The sequence below is a fragment of the Micromonospora sp. BL1 genome (assembly GCF_003667485.1).
Classification (GTDB): domain Bacteria; phylum Actinomycetota; class Actinomycetes; order Mycobacteriales; family Micromonosporaceae; genus Micromonospora; species Micromonospora tulbaghiae.
Window position 1 is genome coordinate 91,742 of the sequence record NZ_RCVK01000229.1, and the last position, 11,179, is coordinate 102,920.

The window sequence follows — 11,179 nt, forward strand, 5'->3', positions numbered from 1 at the left end:
GGGTCAGCCCGGCGCCCGCTTCGGCAGCAACAGCTCCTCGTGGTCGAGTTCGCGTTCCAGCACCCGCAGCTCCTCGTCCGGCAGCCGGCCGGAGTCGCGCCACCGCAGCAACTCCTCGCGCTGTGCTTCGAGGACGGTCCGGCGGACCCGCAGCGCCGTCTCGTACTCCGGTGAGGTGGGCAGCTCCGACGAGCCGCTCTGCTGGATGAGGTCGAGCCGTCCCCGGTAGCGGGCCAGCCGGGTCTGCAACTGGGTCCGCGAGGTGTCGACGGCGACCCTGCTGTCCGGCTCCTCGGCGACGACGGTGTCGAGGCGGGCGAGCGCGGCCTCCACAGCGGCCGAGCGGGCCTCGTTGCGTACCCGGGCCTGGTCGGCCTCGTTGGCGCGCAGGCCGAGCATCCGCACGAGCGGCGCGAACGTCAGGCCCTGCCCGACCAGCGTCACCAGGACGACCACGAAGGTGCAGAACAGCAGCAGGTCACGATCGGGGAAGGGGTCGCCGCTGCGGGTGGTCAGCGGCAGCGTGAAGATCGCGGCCAGGCTGATCACACCACGCGTACCGGACCAGCTCAGCGCCACCACCTCGCGGGAGGTCAGCCCGCGGGCGTTGCGGTCGACGCCGCCGAGCCGCCGCGCGGCGTCCGGCTCGTCGGTGTCGTCCTGCTCGGCGACGCCACCGAGCCGGGTGTGCAGCGACCGGGGGAGCCACTGGGTCAGGATCAGCCAGGCCGGGCGCAGGAGCAGCACCACGCCGACCGACACGGCGACGGCGATGACGATGGTCGACGTGTCGTACTGGCGCAGGCCCCGCATGACGGCGGGGAGCTGCTGGCCGATCAGCAGGAAGACGAAGCCTTCGAGGAGGAAGTCGACGAGCCGCCACACGGCGTTGGTCTGGAGGCGGGCGGCGCCGGACCCGAACTCCGGCGTCTGGTGGCCGACGATCAGGCCGGCGACCACCACCGCCAGCACACCGGAGACGTGCAGCGCCTCGCCCAGCAGGTACGCCACGAACGGTGTCGCGAGCGAGATCGCGTTCGACAGCAGCGGGTCCGCGGTGAGCGGCCGGACCAGTCGTTTCGCCCGGGCGACGACCACGCCCACCGCGATCCCGCCGGCGGCGGCCAGCACGAACTGCCCGATCGCGGCGTGGAACGAGAACTCGCCGCCCACGGCGGCGGCCACGGCGACGCTGAGCATGGTCAGCGCGGTGGCGTCGTTCAGCAGTCCCTCGCCCTGGATGATCGTGACCATCTTCGGCGGCAGGTTGACCCGCCGGCCCACGGCCAGGGCGGCGACCGGGTCGGGCGGGGCGACGGCGGCGCCGACCGCGATGCCTGCGGCCAGCGTCGCGCCGGCGACGAACAGGTGGAACCCGACGCCCACGAGCAGTCCGGTGAGGAGCACCAGCACCACGGAGAGGCTGACCACGATCCGCAGGTTGCGGCGGATGTCCAGCAGGGACGAGTCCAGCGCGGCGCTGTAGAGCAGCGGCGGCAGCACGACCATGAGCACCAGCTCGGGGTCGAGGCCGATGTTGGGGCCGGGGAGCAGCGCGTACGCGATGCCGATGAGCGGCAGGAGTGCCGCCGCCGGCAGACCGGTACGGGACGCGACCCACCGCACGGCGATGACGACCGCGACGGCGGCGAGCACGAACAGCAGTGTCGAATGGGTGCTCACCCCGACCGACAGTACCGGGGCCGAGATCATCGCGCGCTGACGGTGCCGTCAACCGAGGGTTGACGGGTCGGAAACGTCAACCTATGGTTGACGCATGGAGGAGACCGAACCGCTCAAGATGACCCATCCGGTACGCCTCGACGACCTCATCGACGGCATCAAGAAGGCACACACCGATGCGCTCGACCAACTGGCCGACGCGGTCCTCGTCGCCGACCACCTGGGCGACGTCGCCGACCACCTGATCGGGCACTTCGTCGACCAGGCGCGCCGCTCCGGCGCCTCGTGGACGGAGATCGGCCGCAGCATGGGCGTGACCAAGCAGGCCGCCCAGAAGCGCTCCGCCGCCAAGGCGGAGACCGCCGCCGCGCTCGACCCGAACTCGGGGTTCGGCCGGTTCACCCCGCGCGCCCGCAACGTGGTGCTGGCCTCGCAGGAGGAGGCGCGGGCGGCGGGCAACGCCGAGATCACGCCGGGACACGTCGCGCTCGGGCTGCTCGCCGAGCCGGAAGGGCTCGCGGCCGCGGCGATCGCGGCTCGGGGCGTACCCCTGGAACGGCTGCGGGAGGTCGTCACCGCGACGCTGCCGGCGAAGGCCGGCCAGGTCCCGGACCTGATCCCCTACGACGCGCGGGCCAAGAAGGTCCTGGAGCTGACGTTCCGGGAGGCGCTGCGGATGGGGCACAACTACATCGGTACGGAGCACATCCTGCTCGCCCTGCTGGAGGAGGAGGGCGACGACGGGGTGCTGCGCGGGCTCGGCCTGGAGAAGTCCGAACTGGAGTCGGCGTTCGAGGCGACGCTCGCCGAGATCGCCCGGAAAGGGGCCTGACACCGCGCCGGGCACGCGTCACGGGGGCGCGTGCCCGGTGTGCGGGTGTTCAGCCGGCGACGGGGAAGCCGTACCGGGCGGCGTGCTCCGGGTCGGCCGGGTCGACCTGGCGGATGCCGGCGTCGGCGAGGCGCTTGTTCACCTCGTCGAGGTGCTCCCGGACCAGCCGGGCCTCCTCCTCGGTGACCCGGCCGCGGTGCGGGCGCCCGGCGTGCTCGATGGTGCCGTAGTCGATCTTCTCGGTGGCGCGGCGGGCCTTGGGCGGCTTGACCCGCTCGGCGGTACGCAGCAGCTGCGCCATCGGCACGTCGGTCGCCATCGAGTCGAACTCGCTGGCGGTCAGCACCACCCGGCGCGGCTCACCGTGACCGTGCCGGTCGTGGATCTCCACCACCGCGACGTCGAGCGCCGCGTCGTCGATGCTCTCCACGTCGACCGGGGTGGCGTCCAGCTGCACGGGCCCGGCGACCAGGTCCGGGTGCTCCAGGACGACGACCTTGACCACCTCGTCGTCGGGGCTGAGCACCTGACCGGTGAAGTCGGAGACCTGGATCGTCTTCTTGCCCATGCGCGGAGCTTCTCCTGTCGTAGGCCGGAAATCGGACCACAAGACGCTACCGCACAGGTGTGCGAAGGCCGGTACGCGCGCCCGGCCGGTGTGTCGCCGCCCGCGTTCCTAGAGGGGTGAGAGGCCACGCCAGGCGGCGGCACCGGCCGGTTGCGCGTTCAGTTCGGCCCAGGAGAGCCCTCGGTCGCGGGCCTCGCGGTACGCCGGCTGCGCCGGGAACCGTCGGGCGTCCGCGGCGGCCCGCCAGCCGCGCTCCGCGTCCTGCTGGAATCGGTCATTCGGTTCGTGAGGCATGACCACTACCGTCCCAGAGAAACTTGTCCATGTATGGAAATGAATATGACGCAGGGGCGATGCCTTCGGTTCCGCGAAGCGCCGGGTTTCCTGCGGCCGGTGGCGGGACCAGGAATCGGCGTCCGTCGCTGGCGTGCCGACCCTCTACCCACCTGCCGCGCGTCTCAACCGCGCCGCGATCGGCGAATTCCGCGGGCACGGGTGCGGCGTCCCGGCGTACCATGATCACGTGCTCGACCGGCGGGTCTTCCTTCATCTGGCGACCTGGTTGGGGCAGTGGCCGGCGGGCCCCGGGCTGCACGTGGTCCGGTCCTATCGCCGCGCCCGCCCGGCCTGGGACGGGCGGCTGCGCCCGGCCGTCGCGGTGACCGCGGGCGGCAGCACCGTCCTCTCGGTGGCCGCCGACCGGGTGGAGGCGGTCCGGACGCTGGTACGCGACCGGCCGCTCGGGGAGTGGCTGTCCGACCTGCCGGTCACTGTCGGCATGCCCGAGTTCGTCGCGCACACCTCGGTCTTCCGCTGGTGCACCGACCCGGCGCCGCTGCCCGAGGTGGGGGAGTGGGTGCCGCCCACGCTGCCCGGGCTGCCGCCGTGGCTGCGGCTGTTCGACCGGGAGGTGCTCGTGGTGCGGGGCGCCGACGGCGCGTACCGGGCCGGCGTGGGGATCAAGCGGCACGACGCGTACGGGCACGAGCTGGCGGTGGGCACGGTGCCGACGGCGCGTGGGCGCGGCCTGGCCCGGCGGCTGGTCGCGCAGGCGGCCCGCCGGGTGCTGGACGAGGGGGCGATCCCCACCTACCTGCACGACCCGGGCAACGCCGCGTCGGCCCGGGTGGCCGAGGCGGCCGGGTTCCCGGAGCGCGGCTTCACCGCGTTCGGCGTCTTCCCCCGCTGACCCGCCCGCTGGCCGAGCCCGGCGCGGACCGTGGATCCCGGGCCGGATCCACGGTCCGCAGCTCTCCCCCCAGGCCCGACATCGGTAACGCTATGTGTCAGTTCCCGTCGGGAGCAAGGGGTGCGTTGCTGTCCGGTTACGGACTCTCACCTGCGGAATCGCTTGCCGTCGCGTCGGTGGGATCAGTGACGCAGCGTGTGGATCAGGGCGAGTGCCTGTCGGGTGACCGGCCGCAGCACGCGCAACCGGGACAGCCCCACCAGCCGGTCCACGAGCGGCACCACGCCGTCGATGAGCTGCCGGGTCTTGACCTGCCCCTCCGAGCGGTCGTGCACCCAGTAGAGCACCACACCCATGTAGCCGAGCCAGAGCAGCTCGGGCAGAGCCTCGCGCAGCTCGTCGTCGAGCTTGACTGTGGACCCGGTCAGCGCCTCGCGGAACAGCGCGATCGACATGTCCCGGGGCGCCGACGACTCGGCGGAGAACGGGCTGAGCGGTGAGGTCGGCTCGGCCGCCGTCTTGAAGAAGGCGCCCGCGAACGCGTGGTACGGGCTCAGCACGTCGATGCCCGCGTGCAGCACCCCGGCCAGTCGCGGGCCGAAGTCCCGCTCCCGGGCGAGCACCGGCGCGGCCGCCTCCCGGTGCTCGCGCTGGGTGCCCGCGTAGAACTCCTGGACCAGGTGTTCCTTGGAGCCGAAGTAGTAGTAGGCGTTGCCCACCGCCACGCCCGCCTCCTGGGCGACGGCGCGCATCGTCGTCCGCGCGTATCCGCGCTCGCGGAACAGCCGCATCGCGGTGTCGAGGATCAGCTGGCGGGTCTGCTCACCCCGGGCCGTCGACCCCTGCCCACCCGCAGCGGTCGTCGGCGCACTCTGCTCGGTCATCGTCGTCACCGTATCCCGGTTCCCGGATCCGTTCGCGGACCGCGGAGGCCGCCGCCACCACCCGCCGGGCCAGCGGCAGCAGGTGCGGGCGGGCCAGCCGCTCGGCCGTGCCGCGATGTTCGGCGAGCGCCCAGAGGCAGGCGAACCAGGCGCCGTCGCCGCGGTAGACCGCACCGGTGTCGGCCACCACGGTCAGGTCGCGCAGTGTGGCGTCGTGGTCGAGCCCGGGGAAGCGCCGCCGGGCCTCGGCGGACCCGGCCGGCACGAACTCCAGCGGTACGAGCTGGACGCGCGAGGCGAGCCAGCGCCGGGCGGCCCGGCACATCGGGCAGTCCGCGTCGAACAGGACGGTGAACCCGCGGATCCCACCGGCCCCGTGCCCGGTGGGATCCTGCTGGTGCCCGCCCGCGGCGGACGTCACCGGGCCGGCGGGTTCGGGCCCGCCGCCGGTACGGGCCCGCCCTGCGGCGGGAGCATCCGGACCGGCGGCAGCGGCGGGTGGAGGGCCTGCTGGCGCAGGCGGCCGCGCCGGTAGCGGCCGAGCGCGAAGACGTTGAAGAAGTGCAGCGCGCCCAGCACCAGCAGGACGAATCCCACCTTCATGGAGAGCTGCTCCAGCGCCTGGCTGGTGTCGCCGACCGGGCCGGACTCCTTCATCGCCACCGTGACGTAGCCGAGGTTGAGCAGGTAGAAGCCGACCACCAGCAGGCTGTTGACCGCCTCGGCCAACCGGCTGTCGGCGAACACGTCCTGCAGGAACACCAGCCCGTTGCGGGACAGCGCCCGCGCCACCCAGATGGTGAGGCCGATGCTCACCGTCAGGTAGGCCAGGTACATCCAGACCTTCACGTCCATCCCCGTCGCCTCTCTTGAACGTGTTCAAATCCTGGGCGCCATGAGCGTACGACAGAATTTGAACACGTTCAAGAGGGCGGCCCGCTGCCCGTCCGGGCGGCGGGCCGGGTAGGTGAGTGGGTCAGGCGGTCAGGCCGAGCACCTCGGCGGCGGCCCGGCCGTTGGCGTGGCTGGCGCCGTGGGTCGCGACGAAGGCGCGCGCGCCCGCCGGCCGCCAGGCGCCCGGCCAGCCCATCTCGACCACGACGACGCGGTGCGTGACGGCCAGCGCCTCGACCAGCTCGCGCGCGCCGGGCAGCCGGTGCAGGTGCCGGCCGACCAGCACGACCGGCCGGTCCCCGGCGAGCCGCCGCAACTGCTCCGGGTCCGTCTCGCCCGCCACGGCACGCGTCTGCTCGACGCCGGTGGTCAGGTGCGGACCGAGCCCCCAGGGCACCCGCCCCTCGGCGATGGTGGAGGTGGCGTGCACCTGCACCACCAGGGGCGCGGAGTCGCCGGTGAGGTCGCCCTCGACGCGTACCGCCCGCAGCGCGGCGGCGTAGCCGAGGCCGTCGACGGCCGGCGGCGGGGCGTCGGCGGAGCCGGTGGCGGCGGCGAGCGCGGCGGTCCGTCCGGCGGCCTCCTCGACCCGGGCGCGCGCCAGCCGGCCGTCACCGATGGCCGCGACGATCTCGGCGGCGACCGACTCGACCAGCTCGGCGTCGACCCGGGCGCCGATGCAGAGCAGGTCCGCGCCGGCGGCCAGGGCCCGGACCGCGCCCGCGCCGACCCCGCCGGCGGCGAGCACGGCGCCCTTCATCTCCAGCGCGTCGGTGATGACCGCGCCGGTGAAGCCGTACTCGACGCGCAGCAGGTCGTGCAGGACCGCGCGGCTGAACGTGGCCGGACCGTCGCCGGTCAGCGCCGGCACCCGGATGTGCGCGGTCATCACCGCGCGGACGCCCGCGTCGACCACGGCGGCGAACGGCGGCAGGTCGCGGTCCCGCAGGACCGCCGGCGGCACGTCGACGGTGGGCAGCTCGTGGTGGGAGTCGGCGACCGTGGCGCCGTGCCCAGGGAAGTGCTTGGCGCAGGCGGCCACGCCGGTCGACTGGAGGCCGGCGACGGCTGCGGCCGAGTGGAGGGCGACCCGCTTCGGGTCCGCCCCGAACGAGCGGGTGCCGATCACCGGGTTCTCGTCGGCGGTGTTCACGTCGACAGTGGGGGCGAGGTCGACGGTGATGCCGAGCGCGGCCAGCTCCGCGCCGATCGCCGCGTACACCTGGCGGGTGAGGTCGGGGTCGTCCACCGCGCCGAGCGCGGCGTTTCCGGGGTACGGGCTGCCGGTGGCGTGCGCCAGCCGGGTGACGTCGCCGCCCTCCTCGTCGATCGCGACGATCACGTCGGGGCGGCCGGCGCGCAGCGCCGCGGTGGACGCGGCCACCTGGGCCGGGTCGTGGATGTTGGTGCCGAACAGGGTGTGCCCGGCGAGCCCGTCGGCGAGCAGGTCGACCGCCCAGTCCGGCGGGACCGGTCCCGGGTACGCGGCCAGCAGCGTGCCCAGCGCGAGCCGGCGCAGTCCTGGATCCAGACCCACGAGTATCCCCTTTCCCTGCCGGGTCGTCCGACCTCTGCGGATGGGGGTGGCCGATACGCTAACGGGCACCCCTCGGCAGGCGTTTTGTGGTTAGAAAACTTTACTGAAAATTGAGGACGTTGGCATGAGTGCGACCCGGCTGCCCGGCACCCCCCGACTCCTGCGGGCGCTCAACGATCGTGCGGCGCTGGAGCTGCTGCTCGAACGCGGCCCGCTGACCCGGGCCCGGATCGGTGAGCTGACCGGGCTGTCCAAGGTCACCGCGTCCCAGCTCGTCGAGCGGCTGGAGGAGCGTGGCCTGGTCGCCCGGGTCGGCGAGCAGGCCGGCGGGCGGGGCCCGAACGCCCAGCTCTACGCCGTCCGGCCGGGCAGCGCGTACGTGGTGGGCGTGGAGGTGGGCGCGGAGCGGGTGGTGGCCGCCTGCGCCGACATCACCGGCACCGTGGCGGGCCGGGTCGAGCAGTCCACCAGGGACACCGACGACCCGGTCGGCGTGGTGCACAACGCCGTGGTCCAGGCGGCCAGCAGCGCCGGGGCGGAGCTGTCCGCCGTCCGGCGCGTCGTGCTCGGCACCCCGGGTCTGGTCGACCCGCAGACCGGCGACATCACGTTCGCGTTCAACCTGCCCCGCTGGCACAGCGGCCTGCTCGCCGCGCTGCGCGAGGACCTGGACACCCCGGTCGTGTTCGAGAACGACGTGAACCTCGCCGCAGTGGCCGAGGCGCAGTCCGGCGCGGCCCGTGGCACTGCCGACTTCGTGCTGGTCTGGGTGGACGCGGGCGTCGGCCTGGCGATCATGCTGGGCGGCCGGCTGCACCACGGCAGCAGCGGCGCGGCGGGGGAGATCGGCTACCTGCCGGTGCCCGGTGCGCCCATCCCGCGCGACGTGTCCAAGCGGGCCAAGCCGGCGTTCCAGCAGCTCGTCGGCGCCGAAGCGGTGCGCGCGGTGGCCGCCGAGCACGGTTTCGCCAGCCCGGAGGCGGCCGAGCAGGGCGTCGCGGCGGCCCGGGCGGCCGAGGTGGTACGCGCGGCGATCGCGGCCGGCACCGCGGGCGGGCCGATGCTCGACGAGCTGGCCCGGCGGCTGGCGCTCGGTGTGGCGAGCACCTGCGTGGTGCTGGACCCGCCGCTCGTGGTGCTCGCCGGCGCGGTCGGGCAGGCGGGCGGGGCGGCGCTGGCCGAGCGGGTGCAGCACGAGGTCGCCGCGATCACGCTCGTGCGCCCCCGGGTGGTGACCACCGGGCTGACCGAGGAGCCAATCTTGCGGGGCGCGCTGCGTACCGCGCTGGACGCCGTACGCGACGAGGTGTTCGGCTCGACCGTCGGCTGACCACGTCGTGCACCCTGGCACCATGTGAAGGAATCCTTCATCATGGCGCCAGGGTTCGCAAGGAGTTGCCCGAGCGTCGCTCCGGTCAGATCAGGTCGCGGCGGCGGAACACCGTGAACGCGGCGGCCACCAGCGCACCGGTGAGCCCGAGCAGCACCACCAGGCCCGACGTCCACGTCAACGTGTACGAGCCGTCGCAGTAGCCGGAGATCCCCGGGCCGCAGGCGTTGCTGTCCCACAGCCGCACCTCACCGGACAGCCAGGCCGCCAGATAGCTGGACAGCATGTACCGGTCCGGCCGGCCGACCTCCAGGATCTGGAACACCAGCCGCGCCCCCAGCTCCCACACCACCACGTACGCGGCCACCGTGCCGAGCGCCGCCGACGTGTGCCGGCCCAGCGTGGCGACGGCGAACCCGAGCGCCGCGGCGAGCAGCACCAGCATCAGCCCGCGTACCCAGATCGCCGCCAGCGACGGCCAGAAGTCGCCGCCGGTCCGCCCGACCAGGCCGGACGCCTGGCCGATCAACCAGAACGCCCCGAGATACGCCGCCGACGCCAGCACCGACAGGCCGAGCAGCCCGCCCAGCAGCGTGCCCAGCTTCGCGGCGAGCACAGTGGGCCGCCGTGGCCGCCACAGCAGCAGGTTGACCACCCCGCCCGAGTTCAGGTCGGCCCCGATGTACGAGGCGCCGACCAGGAACCCGAACAGCGTCAGGAACGCGATCAGGAAGTAGAGCAGCGGCTCGGCCTCCTTGGCGAAGACGAAGACGCCGCTGAGGTAGTCGGCCGCGCTCGGCAGCTCCTCGATCTGGGCCGGGTCGATCTGGGCGCAGTCGCGCGGCAGGTAGTCGTTCTCGCCCGGCGGGAGCGAGCCCTCCCGGATCCGCAGGCAGCGGTCGTACGTCATCTCCATCTGGCGCACGCTCTCCGCCGCCTGGGCCTGCGCCCGGCTCAGCTCCGCCGGGCCGGGCCGGTGCGAACCGGCGAGCGTGGTCACCACTGTCACCGCGAAGGCGGCAGCCAGCAGCACCACCATGAGCTGCACGAAGCGCCGGGCGGCCAGCCGCTCCAGCTCGGCACGGACCAGGTTCACGCGTCCACCTCCCGGCTCTCCCGGACGTCGAGGTCGATCACACCGTCGTTCGGCGGCGCGCCGTCGACCTGTCGCGGCACCGCCACGTGCTCGTGGCCGCCGGTCAGCTCCAGGAAGACGCTCTCCAGGTCCGGCCGCAGCGGGACCAGCTCGCGTACCCACATGCCCTGCTCGCCGAGCGTCCGGCTGATCGTCTCCGGATCCTGCACGCCGGTCACCACCAGGTGGTCCGGCGCGACGGACACCGACAGGCCGGCCCGGCCCAGCAACTGCCCGGCCTGCTCCGGGTCGGCCACCCGGACCCGCCACTGGTGCTGGTCGAAACCGGCCAGCACCTCCTCCACCGGCCCGTACGCGACCCGCCGCCCCCGGCTGACGATCGTCACGTGGTCACAGATCAACTGGATCTCGGCGAGGATGTGACTGGACAGCAGCACCGTCACCCCGGCCTCGGCCAGCGACCGGGTCAGGTCACGCATCTCCCGGATGCCGGCCGGGTCCAGCCCGTTCGCCGGCTCGTCCAGGATCAGCAGCTCCGGGTTCTTCAGCAGGGCCGACGCGACCGCGAGGCGCTGCTTCATGCCCAGCGAGTAACCCTTGACCCGCTCGTCGCCCCGGTCGCGCAGCCCGACCTGCTCCAGCACCTCGTCCACCCGGGCGGTCGGCACGCCGCCGGCCAGCGCCAGCAGCCGCAGCGTCCGGTGGGCGGTGAAGTTGGCGAAGAACTGCGGACTCTCCACGATCGCGCCGACCCGGCCGGCCACGTCCGGCAGGTGCTCGGGTGACTCGGCGCCCAGCACGCGCATCCGTCCGGAGTCCGGCCGGACCAGCCCCAGCAGCGCGCGCAGCGTGGTGGTCTTCCCGGACCCGTTCGGCCCCAGGAAACCGTGCACCTGGCCCGCCTCGACCAGCATGTCGAAGCCGTCGACGGCGACCCGGCGCCCCTGGCGCAGCGTGTGGAACGTCTTGCGGAGGCCGGCGATCTCGATGACCGCGCTCATCCGCGCGCCTTCCGGCAGCGGTCGGGCATGGGTGTCCTTCCGGAAGTGGTGACCAACGACACGGCGCCCCACCCTATGGCGGCGGCGCCGCCCGTGGGGGGCGCCGGGCCGGGTGCGTGATTGGATGGAGCGGTGACTGGTGACCTGATCCCCGGCGCCCCGGGC

12 protein-coding genes are annotated in these 11,179 nt (G+C 73.7%); 3 read left to right on the forward strand and 9 right to left on the reverse strand.

Going from position 1 to position 11,179, the window contains the following annotated elements:
• Positions 1 to 3 precede the first annotated feature (3 nt).
• Positions 4 to 1,713: a Na+/H+ antiporter gene (locus EAD96_RS14415; protein WP_121684622.1), complete on the reverse strand. Its 1,710-nt coding sequence runs from the start codon at positions 1,711 to 1,713 to the stop codon at positions 4 to 6.
• 64 nt (positions 1,714 to 1,777) lie between these two features.
• On the opposite strand from EAD96_RS14415, the gene EAD96_RS14420 reads away from it, so the two are divergent.
• On the forward strand, positions 1,778 to 2,515 hold the full coding sequence (locus EAD96_RS14420; RefSeq protein ID WP_121684623.1) for a Clp protease N-terminal domain-containing protein: 738 nt from the start codon (positions 1,778 to 1,780) through the stop codon (positions 2,513 to 2,515).
• Between the two features lie 49 nt (positions 2,516 to 2,564).
• Here the strand turns inward: EAD96_RS14420 and EAD96_RS14425 are convergent, their stop codons facing one another.
• Together EAD96_RS14425 and EAD96_RS14430 are read right to left on the reverse strand one after the other, a co-directional pair.
• Complete coding sequence (locus tag EAD96_RS14425; protein ID WP_121684624.1) at positions 2,565 to 3,083, reverse strand: hypothetical protein; 519 nt, start codon at positions 3,081 to 3,083, stop codon at positions 2,565 to 2,567.
• Positions 3,084 to 3,191: 108 nt separating this feature from the next.
• Positions 3,192 to 3,377, reverse strand: a complete 186-nt coding sequence (locus EAD96_RS14430; protein WP_120573939.1) for a DNA repair protein — start codon at positions 3,375 to 3,377, stop codon at positions 3,192 to 3,194.
• Positions 3,378 to 3,606: 229 nt separating this feature from the next.
• Between EAD96_RS14430 and EAD96_RS14435 the strand changes: the two genes are divergently transcribed.
• The gene (locus EAD96_RS14435; protein WP_199733168.1) at positions 3,607 to 4,272 is read left to right on the forward strand and encodes a GNAT family N-acetyltransferase; all 666 of its coding nucleotides are present in this window, start codon (positions 3,607 to 3,609) and stop codon (positions 4,270 to 4,272) included.
• Between the two features lie 182 nt (positions 4,273 to 4,454).
• Here the strand turns inward: EAD96_RS14435 and EAD96_RS14440 are convergent, their stop codons facing one another.
• The 4 genes from EAD96_RS14440 to EAD96_RS14455 form a co-directional block, all read right to left on the reverse strand.
• Entirely contained in the window at positions 4,455 to 5,156 is a 702-nt protein-coding gene (locus tag EAD96_RS14440) for a TetR family transcriptional regulator (protein WP_120571348.1), read from the reverse strand.
• Positions 5,095 to 5,577, reverse strand: a complete 483-nt coding sequence (locus EAD96_RS14445; protein WP_121684626.1) for a thiol-disulfide oxidoreductase DCC family protein — start codon at positions 5,575 to 5,577, stop codon at positions 5,095 to 5,097. The genes EAD96_RS14440 and EAD96_RS14445 overlap by 62 nt, the downstream gene beginning before the upstream one ends.
• Entirely contained in the window at positions 5,574 to 6,011 is a 438-nt protein-coding gene (locus EAD96_RS14450) for a hypothetical protein (RefSeq protein ID WP_120571347.1), read from the reverse strand. Before EAD96_RS14450 ends, EAD96_RS14445 begins: the two co-directional genes overlap by 4 nt.
• 121 nt (positions 6,012 to 6,132) lie before the next feature.
• Positions 6,133 to 7,587 (reverse strand): glycoside hydrolase family 3 protein, encoded by a 1,455-nt coding sequence (locus EAD96_RS14455; protein WP_121684627.1) that lies wholly within the window; start codon positions 7,585 to 7,587, stop codon positions 6,133 to 6,135.
• A 124-nt stretch (positions 7,588 to 7,711) separates the two neighbouring features.
• Between EAD96_RS14455 and EAD96_RS14460 the strand changes: the two genes are divergently transcribed.
• Entirely contained in the window at positions 7,712 to 8,917 is a 1,206-nt protein-coding gene (locus EAD96_RS14460; protein ID WP_121684628.1) for an ROK family transcriptional regulator, read from the forward strand.
• Between the two features lie 85 nt (positions 8,918 to 9,002).
• Here EAD96_RS14460 and EAD96_RS14465 read toward each other — a convergent pair whose 3' ends face one another.
• On the reverse strand, positions 9,003 to 10,013 hold the full coding sequence (locus tag EAD96_RS14465) for an ABC transporter permease subunit (protein ID WP_120571344.1): 1,011 nt from the start codon (positions 10,011 to 10,013) through the stop codon (positions 9,003 to 9,005).
• A complete protein-coding gene (locus EAD96_RS14470) occupies positions 10,010 to 11,014 on the reverse strand; it encodes an ABC transporter ATP-binding protein (RefSeq protein ID WP_121684629.1) in 1,005 nt (334 codons plus the stop codon). Before EAD96_RS14470 ends, EAD96_RS14465 begins: the two co-directional genes overlap by 4 nt.
• Positions 11,015 to 11,179: the final 165 nt, after the last annotated feature.

Bases quoted from the DNA above. Each gene is read 5' to 3' on its own strand.
- EAD96_RS14415 (WP_121684622.1), bottom strand. From the start codon at position 1,713: ATGATCTCGGCCCCGGTACTGTCGGTCGGGGTGAGCACCCATTCGACA.
- EAD96_RS14420 (WP_121684623.1), top strand. From the start codon at position 1,778: ATGGAGGAGACCGAACCGCTCAAGATGACCCATCCGGTACGCCTCGAC.
- EAD96_RS14425 (WP_121684624.1), bottom strand. From the start codon at position 3,083: ATGGGCAAGAAGACGATCCAGGTCTCCGACTTCACCGGTCAGGTGCTC.
- EAD96_RS14430 (WP_120573939.1), bottom strand. From the start codon at position 3,377: ATGCCTCACGAACCGAATGACCGATTCCAGCAGGACGCGGAGCGCGGC.
- EAD96_RS14440 (WP_120571348.1), bottom strand. From the start codon at position 5,156: ATGACCGAGCAGAGTGCGCCGACGACCGCTGCGGGTGGGCAGGGGTCG.
- EAD96_RS14450 (WP_120571347.1), bottom strand. From the start codon at position 6,011: ATGGACGTGAAGGTCTGGATGTACCTGGCCTACCTGACGGTGAGCATC.
- EAD96_RS14460 (WP_121684628.1), top strand. From the start codon at position 7,712: ATGAGTGCGACCCGGCTGCCCGGCACCCCCCGACTCCTGCGGGCGCTC.
- EAD96_RS14470 (WP_121684629.1), bottom strand. From the start codon at position 11,014: ATGAGCGCGGTCATCGAGATCGCCGGCCTCCGCAAGACGTTCCACACG.